This window comes from Sphingobacterium alkalisoli, from assembly GCF_005049105.1.
Lineage (GTDB): Bacteria > Bacteroidota > Bacteroidia > Sphingobacteriales > Sphingobacteriaceae > Sphingobacterium > Sphingobacterium alkalisoli.
This window is the reverse complement of record NZ_SUKA01000005.1, coordinates 359,058-375,198: the sequence shown is the minus strand read 5'-3', so window position 1 is coordinate 375,198 and position 16,141 is coordinate 359,058. Positions and strand designations below refer to the sequence as shown.

Here is a 16,141-nt window from a genome sequence, read left to right as displayed (position 1 = left end):
TAATTCGACTTTAACCATGGGCACAAATAGAACGTAGTATCCACGTATCATCACCGATAAGTGCGGGTCGTTTAGGCGAACTGTAATATTGGTTGGTCGATTTCATCCGGAATTGTCTGGTCGGCATTCAGCATTTGAAAGGGAAAATTGGTCTTTATCTGGTAAATTCTTATATTAGATTAATATTAATCTTGGATCATGCACTATTATTTATTCGCCGATCCTTCTGTTAACTTGAATACAATTATATGTCAAGAATAGTTGCTTTAATTGTCATTTTATTTTTTTCCTGCCGGGGGTCTTCTGTTAAAGAAACACAGTCAACAGTTCTGGCGGATTCAGCTAAAACTGTTGTAGCGGAAGACAAGGATTTATCATGTGGGCAATTGGTATCTGATCTTGTACAGTCAAGCAATGCTTTTGCAATTGGGCATTTTGGGAAAGAACTCCTAAAATCCCGAATTGCTTATATGACGCCCGATAAAGCAACAATTAAACTTTATGTTATCAATGATATCTCTGAAACACCTTCTGAAGAACGGCTGGTAGAAAATGCAGTAGGCTGGCTAGAGTTTTACAGGCAAACAGGAAAGCTTCTGGATATAACCAATGACCCGGATAAGCCCGTAATTTTAAAGTATGATAAAGCTATTCTCGCAGAACATGACCTATTCAAATTATGCAGCCCGGAGGTTGCTGTTGCTAAGCCCGGCACAGGTTATGAAACGCGAGATGTTATGCTGGCAGACGACATCAGGTTCAATGATAAGCTGAAACGTTTTTTTACAATGGGCGAGTTTGAGAAAGTCTTTGGCAAGCCCGACAGTATAAAACTACTGGCAGAAGAAGCGCCCTGTAATACCATATTTGGTACGGAAGCGCCGGATGATAAATATTTATATAAAAGTGGTTCGCGTTTTGAAACGAGCGGTGACAGTGTAGCTGTGGATGAGTTTTGGTTTTTGCATGGGAATTTTATTACCTACAAAGGAATCCGGATAGATGCAAATACCACGATGCAGGATATACAACAGCTATTTCCGACTGCTGTGAAAGGCAGGCTGGGCATGGATAAGGAAGGAAAACTATGGGTGATCCAGTTAAGAGAAGATGAAAAAGGTATTTCTGACGGACATATAAAAATGTTTTTTAGGAATGGAAAAGTTTCCTTTATGCATTGGTGGTTTCCCTGCTAGAACGTATGGGGGTGTATTTATAAGCATTGCATATTTAAAATAAACAGTCGCCTAAAATTTCAAATCAAATGAGGATAAGAGTTTTAAAAATAGTTTCAACATTTGTTTTCCCGTTAATGATTGTGATATCCTGTGACCGGAATGTAAAATCAAACGGTGGTGTCCCATCCAAGGTAAGAGAAATGCCTGCTAACCTTGAAAGTTCGGCGCCTCTTACATCCAGGCCTGGGCCTATTGAAGTAACAATTGAAAAAATAAGTAGCGAGGATTTCTTTTCGGCTGAACAACATGCGAAAATGAATAAGCCAATGGAGAAGATTACAGATTTTAAGATCGTTCAGCAAAAATTGGCCGAAATCGTAGAGTTTGAAGAGCAGGATCACTATCTGGGTATAAAAAAAATAAATTTTAGAAATACCCCTTCGGTTAAAAATGAGGTTGACCTAAGCGAATGTTCTTTTGTGTCATACTTTCCTTCGGAGGATATCCTGTTGTTGGAATGCGGTCACACAATGGACGTGAGCTTTGATCTGACAACAGGACAGACAACCTATGAAACAGGTAATCCAAACCTGGTAACCACATCACCATCGGGAAAATATAGATTGAACAAAGTATATGAAGGACAGGAGTGTTTTTATCATTTCATTCAGGAAAAGAAAAACGGTAAATTTAAAAAGATAGCCGAGCTCAATGAGGTTTTTGAAATGAAAACCGGCAAATGGCTCTGCGTAATAGAAAAGGAATTCTGGGCGGACGATCAAACGCTTTACTTTGGACTGGTGACCCAGTACAAGGAAGGGGGCCACGAATATGAGTTCTATGGCGTAAAAATAAGTGAAGGTAAAAACTAAAGTCATTAATGGCATAAAAAATATATTATTATTTGAAGTATAGACCGTAACCTATCCTACTATGAACAGACTTGAACAATATTTTGATAGTAATGGAAGCAAAGCTTGGGATACGCTTGTGAAATTGGCAACGGAGAGCTCTTGGACGAATTCCGAGAGTCAAAAAATTTTGGAACAAATATTGAATAACCATACTGATATAGCAAAAGTGTTATATGCACGTTTAGGTGAGGAAAGTATAAATTGGATATATCGAAAAGTTCCCGCTCTAGATGGCCTAAGTCCCTTGGAGTGTCTGGAAACACCTGAGCTTATTAAAAGATTAAAAGAAGGGCTTTCCAGAATGGATATTTAATTGCATTGTTTAACACAAATTACATGAAAAAAATAATTCCGTTCAGCCTGGCCATAACGCTCTCTGCGTGTACTGGCACTAATACGCAAACTGGTAAAAACAATAAGCAAGAATCTTGTAGATGTGAAACGATAGAAAATGACAATGATGTATTTGCTACAAATGTTACTATAAAAGATAAATCCCAGCCTAATATATTGTCATTTCACTGTGCAGATATAGACGTCGGTACCGCTTCAGTTAGCGATGAAAATGGAGAGAATGAACATGAAAAGGCAATTTATGACATTCGCTGCGTTTCATCAACAGCACAAACTATTGAGTTGTCCGATGACTTCAAATATTTTACAGATCGTATGCAATCTCAGACAGATTTTTTTAGGGTACTGAAAGGAGGCGAAAAGCATTTTTTTGAATTTACGTTAGAGCGTAGAAAAGTCATATCAATTGCAAAATTGGATATAGAATGATCGCCGGTTTTAACGAAATAACACCAAATGCATAAGTTTTAAAAAGTGGAATGAAACAATTAGTTTTAGTTTTGATGGTGCTGGCAGCCAAGGTAGCTGTTGCACAGCCTGGCCAAATTCCAACAAATATCAAATCAGCCTTTGAAGGTGTTTGGCAGTATAAGGACAAATTTCAGATCAATACGGTAAAAATACAATTCGAGACGGAAAAAGACTATGCGCTGTTTACTGATATTGGCACTGGGGTCGCCCCTTCTAAAACATTTAAGGTGCAATTAAAAGATAATCTATTAGTCCTACCGGCAATTAGGAATCAAAACGATTATTTAGAAATGGAAATAGTGGACGGAAAGTTATATTTATGTACCATTCCGGCGCAATGGGATTCGAACGGAAAGCTTATAAGGGCTGATACTGCTCGTCAGGAATGCAGGATTTTTAGGCATGTAAAAAAGTAAAACAACCTTTTTACGGTGCAGTTTTTAAAGAGGAAAAAGAAAGCATGAAAATTTTAATAACATGTATAATAGATCAAGCCACCTATCCACGTCCTTTCTGATTGAATAAATCGTACATAAGTTACCACGATGCCATTCTTATATAACAAATGCACTCATAATTTATTCATCTCGAAATGTAATTTCACTTATAAGTGAAAAGTACTTTTTGTATATTGCAGTGTTGCCTAATTATTTGTTATAAACATGAGAGCTATAATTGTATTTTATATTTGCTTATTGGCCCTTTTTACAGCCGGCTGTAAAAAGGAACGTCCTGTTGATGAAGATCAAGAATCCCAGTTTACCTTTAGCGTAAAGAAAAATGGTATAGATTGGAAGACCAAATCAGCAACAGCTTATTACAATAAGACTGATAACTCTTATTATGTGACGGGCTTCGGCGACAATGGTGAACACCTGCAATTTATGTTTAAAAAGGAAGCACTTGCGACCGGCAAATTAGAAGAATTTAATATGGGGGTTTCCGTAACCGCATGCCCTATTTGTTCCAGCCTCTCTGCCAGCTATACGCTCGATAGAAGTAAAACTAATAAATTCGAAATTATCGGATTTGACAATTTACAAAATCTAATTGCCGCAAGGTTTAATGTTCATTTAAAAAGAGAGCGGATTTATGAAGATGAAGAATTTAATGAAGAACTCTCTTCTTATGAAGGTCTTTTTAGTATTCGGTATGAAGATTCAGGATTATAAATAATAAGCTTCCGCGTTATATATGTAATTTTATAATGTAGGTTATAGATTTAGGATTGGGGGTAAAAAAGTTGGATTGCAGAAATTAAAATACGATATGAAAACAACTCCGAAACACGATGAACGAATTGCAAAAATGACTTTTGCATCGGTGTATCCGCACTACATCACTAAGGTTGAGCGCAAAGGCAGAACGATAGAAGAATTAAATCAGGTCATCGAATGGCTTACAGGATTTGACATCAAAAAACTGCAAAAACTCATTGAACAAAACGTAACGTTTGAAACATTTTTTGAGGAAGCAACTTTAAACCCTGACGCGCAGCTTATAAAAGGAACAATTTGTGGCTATCGGATAGAAGAAATTGAAAATCCACTCACAAGGCAAGTAAGGTATTTAGACAAGTTGGTGGATGAATTGGCGAAGGGTAAAAAGATGGAGAAAATTTTAAGGCATTAGCCAGGTAACCAAGGCTTAAGATGACAAATAGTAAATTGACAAAACAGTTAGAAAATGGAATTCTCACCCTTCAATAATGTTGTTAAACGCTGTCTTCAAGGTATGGAGATGGAAGAAAAAGGCAAACCCGAAGAAGCGAGCAAATTATTTCTCCAGGGCTGGCACGAAGCGACAAATGACTTTGAAAAGTTTCTCGCAGCTCATTATGTAGCCCGACATCAAAAACACGTTTCCGACAAATTGCATTGGCTGGAAACGACATTGCAATTTGCATTAAAGATAAATGATGATGCAGTTAAAAGTGCCTTCCCCTCACTTTATTTAAACATTGCGAAATGCTATGAAGATTTAAATAATGCTGAGAAAGCGAAAGAGAATTTTGACTTAGCAATGTCGTATAAGTACAATCCTTCTGATAAGGGTCCGTTTTACCACGGTACGAAAGCGAATTTGCAGGTTGGCGATTTATTGACTGCTGGCAGCAATTCTAATTATAAGTCTGAACTAAAAATGAATCATATTTATTTCACTGCTCTGGTTAATGGAGCGGGGCTTGCCGCTGCGTTAGCGAAAGGTGATGGTAATGAACGGGTTTATATTATTGAGCCAACAGGAAATTATGAGAATGACCCAAATCTTACCGATAAGAAATTCCCTGGCAATCCGACCCGTTCATATCGTTCCGAAGCCCCATTGAAAATCGTTGGAGAGGTAACAGAATGGGTTAAACAAACACCGGAAGAAATTCAAAAATTTCGTGAAAAATTGGAGACCAATAAAGGGGAAATAATTAATTGATCTAGATATGCCTGGGTTAACAACAAACGGAAGTAGCTCAAATTAATAAAACCTGTATTGAAGATAAAAGACTCAATCACGTCGGAATTCATAAATGTCCCAGTTGCCAAATGGTGAGAACTTACATTTCTTGGATTTGATGTACTTGAATGATATGAGGCGATATAATCGACCGGATCATTAAAGAAACCACTGTTTAGCGAGACTGGGAAATAATCGGCACCTACACAACCAACGATGACAAAGTCAAGAATTAACAAGATACTTACGTATTTTATTGCGACAGTTTGGATTGCAAACGGACTTTTTTGTAAGGTTCTAGATCTTGTTCCAAGACACGAACAAATTATTGCAAGAATATTAGGTGGGGGCTTTTCTAGACCATTGACGATTTTAATTGGACTTTCGGAAATCATAATAGCTGTCTGGATTTTAAGCGGCTACAAGAAAAAGTTTATTGCTATCACTCAAATAGTTGTGGTTGCGACGATGAACACTCTTGAATTTATTCTTGTTCCCGACTTATTGCTTTGGGGGAAGTTTAATTCACTATTTGCACTTATTTTTATTATAATTGTTTACTACAACGCATTTTATCAAAAACAATTCAAATAACTCAATGCTAGCATTTTTAAAAGACCATCCATTTGCAGTTGAAGCGTATTTTGAAAGTTCACTTGTCTTAACTTTTGCAGTATCAAAAGAACAGTTACAAAATCTTATTCCTGAATGTTTACGACTGGACACATTTCAAGATAAATGGGCTTTTATTGCAGTTGCTATGGTCCAAACAAAGGACTTGCGCCCAAAAGGTTTTCCAAAATTTATAGGCAATGACTTTTTCCTTATTGGTTATCGTGTTTTTGTTCGCTATACGAATCATGCGGGCAAAAATTTACGTGGCTTGTATATTCTGAAATCAGAAACCGACAAACCGAAAATGAAATTTTTCGGCAATATATTTACCCATTATAACTACACCACGACAGACGTAAAGCAAATCGACCAACTGAGGGAAAAAGAAATATCCTCGATTAAATCAAAATTCCAAATCAGGATAGTTGATACGGAAGAGCAAATTTCTTTGCCTGAGCATTCACCATTTGCAGACTGGAAAGAGGCCAGAAGATTTGCGGGACCGTTGCCTTTTACATTTACTTACAACAAGGAGACCAAAGAAGTTTTGATAATTGAAGGAGTAAGACAAAACTGGCTGCCCAACCCAGTAAAAGTAATCGACTATAATTTTGATTTTTTAAATACTTTGAAACTGGAACATCCGATATTAGCTAATGCTTTTGTCATTAAAAACATTCCATATTATTGGAAAAAAGGTAAAAAAGAAGTATGGAAATAAAGAGACGAAATTTTCAAGGTGTATTGAATATATTAAGTTTTAACCGGCACTTTTATGTATTTGGATTGATTGCATTGACACTAATTATCGGAAGTATATTCATTTTCAATTGGTATGATTATTTCTACTGGTTTGTGATCTTGGCATTCATTTATGGTTTAACGATGCCATTGATTGTTTCTGCCTATGTTTATGATTTTTCAGGTTTTTATAATTTCGAATGGTTAGCGAAAATGGAGATAAAAGATGTCCAAGATCAGTTCAATCTGAACATTAATGCTGGCTTTGACGAGACTAGCTTTATTATAAAAAAGATATTACCGCAATCTACTTTGCAGGTGTACGACTTTTACGATTCCGAACAGCATACTGAGCCTGCAATAATTCGAGCAAGAAAAGTAAGTATGGTTTATCCGAATACTCTACAGATCAATTCTAATGCAATTCCATTAAATGACCATGCTGTCGATAACATTTTTTTACTCTCAGCGATTCACGAGATACGGAGATACGATGAGAAAGTGATGTTTTTAAAAGAATGTCGCAGAGTATGTAAGCCCAATGGAAATGTGATTATGGTGGAACATTTGAGAGATTTTCCAAATTTTGTGGCATTTACAATCGGCTTTACGCATTTTTTCTCAAAAAAGACTTGGAAAACGGCATTTCAAGAAGCGGGATTTACATCATTTGAAGAAAAAAAGTTTACACCGTTTATGTCCATATTTAGTTGTAAGTGAGGATGGAAATACATCTTAAAATAGTTGGTGTATTACTAATTGTTTTGGCATCGATACACCTTGTATTTCCAAGGTATTTTAACTGGGCGGAAGAACTTAAATCTTCTAGTTTAATCAATCGGCAAATGATGACGGTACATACGTTCTTCATCGCTTTGACGGTATTGCTCATGGGTTTGCTTTGCTTGACATCTTCTACCGAAATAGCTGAGACCGACCTAGGTAAAAAAATAGCGCTTGGCCTTGGTTTATTTTGGACTGTTAGACTAATCATTCAGTTTTTTGGTTACTCAACTGCCTTATGGAAAGGAAAAAGATTTGAAACGTCTATGCATATCGTATTTTCGGTACTTTGGACATATTTAAGTGTCGTATTTTGGATAACATATTTCAATTGACATAGACAGTCTAAATCTGGGAATTGTTTATATACACTTAACTAGCAACGCGTTGGCGTCCACTTTACACGTAATGGAATACAATGGTATCAAAAGCCTCGTGGTTCTGCAAACCGTATTTTTTAATAGATCATTGGCTCTATCTTATAATCAGCTAAAACCCACTTTATTATTTCAGGCCCATAAAATCGTGTAATTTCATCTTTTTCAGATTGGTTTCCTCGTTCAAAAACACGTTTTATAACCGCTTTATATTGATTTTCCAATCAATCTTTTGGATATCAGTATACCAAAAAGAACTTTCCTCAGCGAGCTAAGATTAGGAATTTGGATTGTTATTGATTTTATGTAGCTTTAAAAATTTGTAAGACTGAAAAACATAAAATTTAAAATCGCAGCGGCGGCATGGAACTGATAATTAATAATAAAGCCATCTCTTTAGTGTTGTTTGCAATAAATTTTTTGCTATTAATGACCTACTTAAGTTATGGTTTTGTCACCGAGGATGAAGGTATACGCAATATATATATAGGTATTGTATACACTTTTGTCGGGAGTTTAGCATTTAGTATTCACTACAAGCAGAATTATAAAACATTCGCTTTTTGGATAACAGTTATCGTGTCCATAATTTTCATCATCGCGACGTTGTTATTTCTATATTTTACCGCATTGGGTCAAACTGATTGGAAATGAAGAAACTGAATATCCTGAATAAATTCTTGATTATAACAACAGTAGTACTCGTCGTGCTATTTATTTTTAAAATTGTTGTCTACAAGAAATGGGATAGGTATTACTACACATCTTCAGTTTCCAATCCGGAAGAATTTCCTATCCATATTTTCGGAATCTGGTTTGTGAAGGAAAACGACAAGTATGGCGGCAATTTTTATAAGGATATTGACAAGATAAATGCATTTTATTCCGACTGGGGAGCAGGTGAATATTATGAAGCGTACGAGCCAGAACCTCTTCCTCTGAGCCTTTTTGTGGAATATATGGACTTCCGAACCAAACATTATTATTTGGATACAATTGCCCTGCCCAAGGAAAAGATGCTCGACATATTTAAAGATGCTAAAAACAACGGCTATCTAAGAAAACTATCTTCCGGAAAAAGAAAAATGGGACTGGAATTCCATGTAGGAATTGCCAATGAGGGCAACATTATTTTCTGGCTCGCCGGAGATAAATACGAGAAGGAATTCCACAGAAGCCAGCTCTTTCCGAAACCGATCCCGGATAAAATCGCTTCTTCGGCCCAAATCGAGGTCACTCGAGATAAAGAGGAGTTTGCCAGCGCGCTTTTTAGCGAAATACCGGATAGCACGAAGCTAAATATGCTGCAACAGGATATCAGTAATCTACAATATAAGGATAGCATACCGGTTTATTTTAAGTATCTAAGACGCTAAGACCCGGCATCTGCTCGACAAAATGTTTTATTCTGTTAATTTCATTTTGTGTATAGATACACATCTGTAATTGATTGTTAGCTTACAAATTTCAATACGACCTCTGCAATCTATCTGCACATAAATTTTTATCTTTATAAAAAGGATAGTTTAGCAGAAACCAAGTGGAAGCCCATCGCTGGTAAGTTTAAAAATCACAGTAAATATAAATGGCCTGACCTTATTCAGCTCATGCAATAAAATAATTTGATGTAATATTGATAACTTTATTGCTTAGAAGGCACATTATATTTACAACATGGAAGAGGTTACGATTACAACATTTACGATTCAGGATATCCCGCATATTGCCCACATGCAACCTGAAGGTTGGGATGATATCCGTAAGGAGTTCGTGTTATATGCTATGCAGACCTTCTGTAAACCTGTTAAGATAGTACAATATAATCGGATCATTGGTTTGGGGACGCTTATTATACATCAGGATTCGGCGTGGCTAGGACATATCATCGTGGATTCCTCTTGCCGCGGACGGGGCATTGGCACGCTGATTGTCGAACATCTGGTTGCATTAGCACACAGCCACGACATTTATACGATCCACCTGATCGCAACTGATCTGGGAGCCCCGGTATATCGCAAGGTGGGTTTTCGTGATGCTGGTCTATATGCAACCTTTCGAAAAACTATTGAAAATACACCCGCCAAGATTGATCCGCATATTGAATCGATTAAACCTTCTCATCGGCAACAGATCCTTCAGCTAGATAGGGAAACAACAGGAGAAAACCGTAGGACGTTACTCGACCTACACCTTCAATGTGGTTTTGTTTTCGAAATCAAGGGAGAAATAGAGGGTTTTTACTTGCCTTACCTAGGGCAAGGCCCAATCTATGCGCGTACAGAGCGCGCAGGGCTTTCATTGATGGAGTTAAAATATTCTGTTTCTAACATCGTTATATTACCTCAGGATAATCTTGCAGGCACTGTATTCTTGGCCAATAACGGATTTGAAATCCAAGAGTTTACTGCTATTCGCATGGTGTTGGGAAGAGAAACGCCTTGGTTACCCCAACAGGTTTATAGTCGTATTGGAGGCAATTATGGATAAAATGTGTCTCTAGCTAGCCTGTAAGCGGATCCCACTCCATCGCTTTCAGAAGTGGAAAGTGCCTATAATGAGTATTTGATGAATTTGGCACAAATTAACTGGACGCACGGAACCGGAGACTGGAGCGATGTTGCGAGTTTGAGAGTACGGTAGGGTTTTGGGTACCTTCTGTTTACTAATTTTGTGGAGCCGGAGGGATTGAGCGAATACATTTCGAACCCTCCTAAAAAAATATAAGCCCAACTTTCGTTGAGCTTTTATTTTGTGGACCCGGAGGGATTCGAACCCTCGTCCAAACATAGTATAATTTACGCTTTCTACATGCTTAGCTTCTCTTTAATTGTCGGGAGAGAGAAGGTGAGTCGCGTACCTATACTGTTCTCCGTATTTGCTGTGTCTTACCAATGATTAGCAAAATCACATTGGCCAGTTCTATTGTTCGATGCCCCTGATGTTAAACCAAAGAACAGGATCTAACGGGACAAATAGCTATGTTAAGTCTAACTTAAGCAGCTAAGGCGTAGTTTTCTTCGCCAGTTGTAAAGTTGAAAGTTCAGATTAAAGTGCTCTACTAACAACGCACTGCATGCTTACATAATCATCTCTATCCTGTCAATTCCGGTCGAGCCCAATCATGTATAAGGTACAAATCTAAACATATTATTTGAATAGTAGATCATCAAAAAGTTTAATAAAAATTTCGAGATGCAAACAATTTTCTTTAACTTGTTGTTGTCCAATAAAAAAGTAGACAAAATTAATTAATACAATATGTCAGAAGATACCAATAAATCTGCGACGGGTTCAAAATCTGCTGCGGAATCTACAAATTCGAAGAATACACCGGCTAAACCGGCTACTTCATCCAGCTCTGCGACAACAGCAAAGCCCGCAGCTAAAGCTACGACTACACCGGCGGCTAAAAAACCAGTAGCGGCACCTACAAAACCGGCTACTGCATCCAGCTCTGCGACAACAGCAAAGCCTGCGGCTAAGGCTACAACTACACCTGCAGCTAAAAAACCAGCAGCAGCACCGGCAAAACCGGCTACTGCTTCTAGCTCTGCGACAACAGCAAAGCCTGCGGCCAAAGCTACGACTACACCAGTTGCTAAACCTGCAGCAGCACCGGCAAAGCCCGCTACTGCTTCTAGTTCTGCTACAACAGCAAAGCCCACAGCTAAGGCTACAACAACTACACCAGCGGCTAAAAAACCAGCAGCAGCACCGACAAAACCGGCTACTGCATCCAGCTCTGCGACAACAGCAAAGCCCGCAGCTAAGGCTACAACTACACCTGCAGCTACAAAACCAGCAACGGCACCGGCAAAACCGGCTACTGCTTCTAGCTCTGCGACAACAGCAAAGCCTGTGGCTAAGGCTACAACTACACCGGCAGCTAAACCAACAGCAGCACCGGCAAAGCCGGCTACTGCATCTAGCTCTGCAACAACAGCAAAACCTGCGGCCAAGGCTACAACTACACCGGCAGTTAAAAAACCAGCAGCAGCACCGGCTAAACCGGCTACTTCATCTAGCTCCGCGACAACAGCTAAGCCCACCACAACGCCTGCAAAACCAGCGGTAAAAGCAACTAAAAAAGAAGCTAAAAAAATCGAGAAAGAAGCCGGCTATAAAGAAGACGCACCTGGCAAAGTAAAAAATGCTAAAGCAAAAAAAGCGTTAGAAAAAAAGACAAAGGAAGATAAAAAAACAAAGAAAAAGACTGACGAGAAAAAATCTAGCAAAAAAGTTAGTAAACCAAAAAAAGATAAAAAATTGGTCGCTAAAAAAGATAAAAAGTCTAAAAAAGAAGAAGGTACGTTGGATAAGATCAAAGACGTGATTAAGGGATTCTATAAAGATGTGCAGAAAGAAAAGAAGAGAATAACAAAAGACATTAAGAAAAAGGTCAAGAAGAAAAAATAATATTTTCCGAAATAAAACAAGGTCCACCTTCAAAAGTGGACCTTGTTTTATTTCGGAAAAACCGTTACTCTACAAAAACCTAAACTTTTTTCGTAACACCCTTTATAATCAACCGCAAAGTTGAATTTGTAGAGAAAAAAGCATACATCCAGTTGCCTAAAAGTTTCCATTTATTCCTAAATCCTGCAATCGGAAACAGGTGAATAATCAACCAGGTAAGCCAAGCAAAGAATCCTTTAAATGAAAACGAAGGTAAATCTGCTACGGCATTATACCTTGAAATAACGGCCATACTTCCTTTATTCACATAAGAAAATGGTTTTAACGTATCTTTAGCATCTCTTGATTTAAGATTCTTTGCCAACAGTATTCCTTGCTGAATGGCTACCTGCGCAAGCTGCGGATGTCCATTAGGATAGTTGGGATCACTAGTCTGATAACAGATATCACCCAGGGCAAAGATATTGTCAAATCCCTGTACGGCGTTGTACTCATTGACCAGAACACGACGCCCGCGGGTGATCACCGTAGTAGGTAGCCCCGGCAATTCGCGTCCGGTGACACCGGAAGTCCAAATTAAGGTCTTCGTTTTTATACGTACATCGTTACTCAAAATAACATGCTCATCGACATAATCCTTTACTGCTACATCCAGGATCACTTTCACGCCAAGTTTTTCCAGCACACGTTTTGCTTCCTCCTGTGCCAAGCTACTCATTGGACCTAGCAGGGTTTTGGCAGCATCTACCAAATAAATATGTGCACTAAAATCTTTGATTTCAGGATACTCCTTTTTAATAATACGCTGCCCTAATTCAGCCACCATACCTGCTATCTCCACACCCGAAGGGCCTCCTCCAGCAATTACGATATTCAGATAACCCTCCCCCTCCGGCGTACCCTGGTAGCGAATAAATTCTTCCATATTCAAAAGGAGCTTATTACGGATCCCCAATGCTTCGGAAACGGTTTTCATAGGATAGGCATTATCCTTTACATTTTCAAGTCCGAAGTAATTACTTTCTGTCCCCACCGCCAAAACCAGATAATCGTACGATAGGCTACCATTGTCCGTGATAATTTTTCTGCTATCCGAATCAATCTGCTTTAAGGTGCCCAAATGGAAATATACATTATTGTTCTTGTAGAACATTCTTCGAAAAGGCATACTAATATTCGACGGCTCAATGAAGGCCGTAGCTACTTGGTAAATAAGCGGAGGAAAAAAATTATAATTATTGATATCGACTAACGTAATGTGATACCGTTTATCGTCACAGATGGACTTAATGAAATTTATACCAGCAAATCCCCCGCCTACGACGACGATATGTTTTATATTTTCTCCCATATTGCTTAATTCTTTTATCGATCTCATGGATTAGATCAAGTATATGTATAACATCTACTATAAATGAATGTTTTCTATAAATTTCCCAAGTAGCTATTTGAGATTACGTTTTACGAATGGATACGGCATTTTTATGGGCATGCAACCCTTCCAGTTCTGCTAATATTTCTACCGTTGACCCGATTTGCTCAAGACCCTCCGCTGAAATGTGCTGGAAGGTAATTTTCTTGACAAAGGAATCAACGGATACGCCTGAATATGAACGGGCGTATCCCGATGTCGGCAAGGTGTGATTGGTACCTGAAGCATAATCACCTGCACTCTCGGGCGTAAGGTGTCCTAAAAATACCGAACCTGCGTTTAGGATTAAAGAAGTAATGGTCTGCCAATTATCTGTTTCTAATATCAGGTGCTCAGGAGCATATACATTCGAAAACTGTATCGCTTCCCGCAGGTCTTCCGTTAAAATTGCGTACGAATTTTCGATGGCTTTTTGCGCCAATTCTGCGCGAGGCAACACAGCCAATTGTTTAGCCAATTCGTCGTTCACGGCTTGTATTAAATCAATGTCTGTCGACACTAAAACGGCTTGACTATCGACACCATGTTCTGCCTGTGCCAACAGATCGGCTGCTACAAAGGCTGGATTTGCCGACTTATCTGCAATAACCAATACCTCAGACGGGCCAGCCGGCATATCAATACTTACGTTCGTCTTTCCTTGAATAAAACTTTTGGCTTTGGTTACAAATTGGTTTCCAGGGCCAAATATCTTATCGACTTTAGGAATAGACTCTGTACCATAGGCCATAGCAGCCACAGCCTGTGCACCGCCTACCAGATAGATTCTTTTGATTTGAAGCAATTTGAGACAATAGGCAACAAAACCGTTGATCTTACCCGATTTCTGGGGAGGTGAGCATACGACGATCTCTCGGCATCCAGCGATGCGTGCAGGAACACCTAACATCAAAAGGGTCGAAGGCAAAACTGCTGAGCCGCCCGGAATATACAGCCCAACTTTTTCGATAGGACGCACCTCTCGCCAACATTTTACGCCGGGCATCGTCTCTACCACCCGTTCTTTACGAAGCTGGGTGCTGTGAAATTTGTGAATATTCTGAAAAGCGATTTCCAAAGCACGTTGCTGGTCCCTGGAAATAGTAGCAGCCAATAGGTCAATATCGGATTCATCCAGATACAACTGATCGATCTCAACCTGATCAAATTTAGCTGCAAAATTCCGCAATGACGGGTCGCCATTGGTCTTCACTTCTTCTACGATCGAAATTACCGTTTCCAGAATTGCATCATTGGGATCTGTATTGCGGATTACGAGTTCATCAATTTCTTCACGCGATAAGTTGTTATAGTGATACGTTTTTAACATTACAAAATGATTTTTTCAATAGGCATTACGACTATTCCCTGCGCCCCAGCCGACTTTAATCTGTTAATTTTTCCCCAGAAATCATCTTCCGAAATCACGGTGTGGACAGCAACCCAACCCTCTTCAGCCAAAGGAACCACTGTAGGACTTTTAACCCCATGGAGCAGCTCCGTAATCAATGGCAAATTAGATTTCTCCACGTTCAACACCACGTATTTCGTTTCTTTAGCTCGTAATACCGATTGTATACGCTGTAATAACTCACATAAAATTTCGTTTTCTTCCAGACCATCACGTCCAATTAAAATCGCTTCTGATTTACGCACATCAGCAAATGGTTTTAATCCATTACTTTTTAGCGTTCCCCCGGTAGAAACGATGTCACAGATTGCATCACTAAGTCCCAAGCCCGGCGCAATCTCCACGGATCCTGATATTTCTTGGATATCGGCCTGAATATTATATTCAGCTAAAAAGTTTTGAAGAATTACCGGATAGGATGTCGCTATAGATTTTCCATTTAAATCTTTTAGGTCTTGAATATCTGAATCCTTTGGAATAGCTAATTTTAATGTACATTTTCCAAAGCCCAGTCTTTGCAGATAGGTAACTTTTGATTCGGTCTCGTCAATGACATTTTCACCTACTATACCTAGATCTGCTATCCCCTCCTCCACATATCCCGGAATATCGTCATCGCGTAAAAAAAGAATTTCAAGATTAAAATTAGAAACAGTTGTGATTAATGAGCTTTTATAATTTTCGAAATCAAGACCGCAGTTTTTTAGAAGTTGTACTGATTTCTCGTTTAATCTACCCGATTTCTGGATAGCTATTTTTAGATTTTTCAAAATGCTTTTTTGATGTTAGTTGAATAAAATTATTAATATTTTGATATAGACACAAAGGGAAAATTGCTTCACGTAGAAACACATAAAATTACATATCGCCGCACTGGCGATGATGGAAATGTACGTGATGTGTAAACAAATATGTCATTAATTACTAATAATATACAAAAGTAGCTTTTTAATCAACTTTTACAAAAAATAGTTGCTATATTTTTAAAGGGATCCCTCCTGTTTATTTCTATCAGAAAA

General features: G+C 38.5%; 20 protein-coding genes and 1 other RNA gene. 15 read left to right on the top strand and 6 right to left on the bottom strand.

Features of this window, described 5'->3' with window-relative positions; all coding sequences use genetic code 11:
* Window positions 1-248 precede the first annotated feature (248 nt).
* The 12 genes from FAZ19_RS17290 (at window position 249) to FAZ19_RS17235 (ending at window position 7,842) form a co-directional block, all read left to right on the top strand.
* The gene (locus tag FAZ19_RS17290; RefSeq protein ID WP_136821997.1) at window positions 249-1,196 is read left to right on the top strand and encodes a hypothetical protein; all 948 of its coding nucleotides are present in this window, start codon (window positions 249-251) and stop codon (window positions 1,194-1,196) included.
* A 68-nt stretch (window positions 1,197-1,264) separates the two neighbouring features.
* The gene (locus tag FAZ19_RS17285; protein ID WP_136821996.1) at window positions 1,265-2,050 is read left to right on the top strand and encodes a hypothetical protein; all 786 of its coding nucleotides are present in this window, start codon (window positions 1,265-1,267) and stop codon (window positions 2,048-2,050) included.
* Between the two features lie 61 nt (window positions 2,051-2,111).
* Window positions 2,112-2,405 (top strand): hypothetical protein, encoded by a 294-nt coding sequence (locus FAZ19_RS17280; RefSeq protein WP_136821995.1) that lies wholly within the window; start codon window positions 2,112-2,114, stop codon window positions 2,403-2,405.
* A 23-nt stretch (window positions 2,406-2,428) separates the two neighbouring features.
* Window positions 2,429-2,875 carry a hypothetical protein gene (locus FAZ19_RS17275; protein ID WP_136821994.1) on the top strand — a complete coding sequence of 149 codons (447 nt, stop codon included), beginning with the start codon at window positions 2,429-2,431 and terminating at the stop codon, window positions 2,873-2,875.
* Window positions 2,876-2,925: 50 nt separating this feature from the next.
* On the top strand, window positions 2,926-3,333 hold the full coding sequence (locus tag FAZ19_RS17270) for a hypothetical protein (RefSeq protein ID WP_136821993.1): 408 nt from the start codon (window positions 2,926-2,928) through the stop codon (window positions 3,331-3,333).
* Between the two features lie 246 nt (window positions 3,334-3,579).
* Window positions 3,580-4,089 carry a hypothetical protein gene (locus FAZ19_RS17265; protein ID WP_136821992.1) on the top strand — a complete coding sequence of 170 codons (510 nt, stop codon included), beginning with the start codon at window positions 3,580-3,582 and terminating at the stop codon, window positions 4,087-4,089.
* A gap of 97 nt (window positions 4,090-4,186) precedes the next feature.
* Window positions 4,187-4,549 carry a DUF2200 domain-containing protein gene (locus tag FAZ19_RS17260; protein WP_136822027.1) on the top strand — a complete coding sequence of 121 codons (363 nt, stop codon included), beginning with the start codon at window positions 4,187-4,189 and terminating at the stop codon, window positions 4,547-4,549.
* 390 nt (window positions 4,550-4,939) lie between these two features.
* A complete protein-coding gene (arr, locus tag FAZ19_RS24530) occupies window positions 4,940-5,347 on the top strand; it encodes an NAD(+)--rifampin ADP-ribosyltransferase (RefSeq protein ID WP_373287741.1) in 408 nt (135 codons plus the stop codon).
* Window positions 5,348-5,584: 237 nt separating this feature from the next.
* On the top strand, window positions 5,585-5,962 hold the full coding sequence (locus FAZ19_RS17250; RefSeq protein ID WP_136821990.1) for a DoxX-like family protein: 378 nt from the start codon (window positions 5,585-5,587) through the stop codon (window positions 5,960-5,962).
* A gap of 4 nt (window positions 5,963-5,966) precedes the next feature.
* Window positions 5,967-6,704 (top strand): DUF2071 domain-containing protein, encoded by a 738-nt coding sequence (locus FAZ19_RS17245; RefSeq protein WP_136821989.1) that lies wholly within the window; start codon window positions 5,967-5,969, stop codon window positions 6,702-6,704.
* Window positions 6,695-7,444: a class I SAM-dependent methyltransferase gene (locus FAZ19_RS17240; protein WP_136821988.1), complete on the top strand. Its 750-nt coding sequence runs from the start codon at window positions 6,695-6,697 to the stop codon at window positions 7,442-7,444. Before FAZ19_RS17245 ends, FAZ19_RS17240 begins: the two co-directional genes overlap by 10 nt.
* A gap of 2 nt (window positions 7,445-7,446) precedes the next feature.
* Complete coding sequence (locus FAZ19_RS17235; protein WP_136821987.1) at window positions 7,447-7,842, top strand: hypothetical protein; 396 nt, start codon at window positions 7,447-7,449, stop codon at window positions 7,840-7,842.
* A gap of 122 nt (window positions 7,843-7,964) precedes the next feature.
* Here the strand turns inward: FAZ19_RS17235 and FAZ19_RS24525 are convergent, their stop codons facing one another.
* Window positions 7,965-8,108 (bottom strand): DUF6922 domain-containing protein, encoded by a 144-nt coding sequence (locus FAZ19_RS24525; RefSeq protein WP_373287738.1) that lies wholly within the window; start codon window positions 8,106-8,108, stop codon window positions 7,965-7,967.
* 426 nt (window positions 8,109-8,534) lie between these two features.
* Here FAZ19_RS24525 and FAZ19_RS17225 point away from each other — a divergent pair, with 426 nt between their 5' ends.
* Both FAZ19_RS17225 and FAZ19_RS17220 read left to right on the top strand, forming a co-directional pair.
* Window positions 8,535-9,260 carry a DUF2931 family protein gene (locus FAZ19_RS17225; protein ID WP_136821986.1) on the top strand — a complete coding sequence of 242 codons (726 nt, stop codon included), beginning with the start codon at window positions 8,535-8,537 and terminating at the stop codon, window positions 9,258-9,260.
* A 298-nt stretch (window positions 9,261-9,558) separates the two neighbouring features.
* Window positions 9,559-10,371, top strand: a complete 813-nt coding sequence (locus FAZ19_RS17220) for a GNAT family N-acetyltransferase (protein ID WP_136821985.1) — start codon at window positions 9,559-9,561, stop codon at window positions 10,369-10,371.
* 262 nt (window positions 10,372-10,633) lie between these two features.
* On the opposite strand, the gene ssrA is transcribed toward FAZ19_RS17220, so the two are convergent.
* Window positions 10,634-11,001: a transfer-messenger RNA gene (ssrA, locus tag FAZ19_RS17215) on the bottom strand.
* Window positions 11,002-11,132: 131 nt separating this feature from the next.
* Window positions 11,133-11,843 carry a hypothetical protein gene (locus FAZ19_RS17210; protein ID WP_136821984.1) on the bottom strand — a complete coding sequence of 237 codons (711 nt, stop codon included), beginning with the start codon at window positions 11,841-11,843 and terminating at the stop codon, window positions 11,133-11,135.
* Here FAZ19_RS17210 and FAZ19_RS17205 point away from each other — a divergent pair.
* A complete protein-coding gene (locus FAZ19_RS17205) occupies window positions 11,743-12,300 on the top strand; it encodes a hypothetical protein (protein WP_136821983.1) in 558 nt (185 codons plus the stop codon). The two genes, FAZ19_RS17210 and FAZ19_RS17205, sit on opposite strands and share 101 nt — an antisense overlap.
* A 79-nt stretch (window positions 12,301-12,379) precedes the next feature.
* Here FAZ19_RS17205 and FAZ19_RS17200 read toward each other — a convergent pair whose 3' ends face one another.
* The 3 genes from FAZ19_RS17200 to hisG all read right to left on the bottom strand — a co-directional run bounded on the left by FAZ19_RS17200 (window position 12,380) and on the right by hisG (window position 15,892).
* Window positions 12,380-13,678 carry an NAD(P)/FAD-dependent oxidoreductase gene (locus FAZ19_RS17200; RefSeq protein ID WP_229707615.1) on the bottom strand — a complete coding sequence of 433 codons (1,299 nt, stop codon included), beginning with the start codon at window positions 13,676-13,678 and terminating at the stop codon, window positions 12,380-12,382.
* Between the two features lie 76 nt (window positions 13,679-13,754).
* A complete protein-coding gene (gene hisD / locus FAZ19_RS17195; RefSeq protein ID WP_136821982.1) occupies window positions 13,755-15,041 on the bottom strand; it encodes a histidinol dehydrogenase in 1,287 nt (428 codons plus the stop codon).
* Complete coding sequence (hisG, locus tag FAZ19_RS17190; protein ID WP_136821981.1) at window positions 15,041-15,892, bottom strand: ATP phosphoribosyltransferase; 852 nt, start codon at window positions 15,890-15,892, stop codon at window positions 15,041-15,043. The genes hisD and hisG overlap by 1 nt, the downstream gene beginning before the upstream one ends.
* Between the last annotated feature and the right edge of the window lie 249 nt (window positions 15,893-16,141).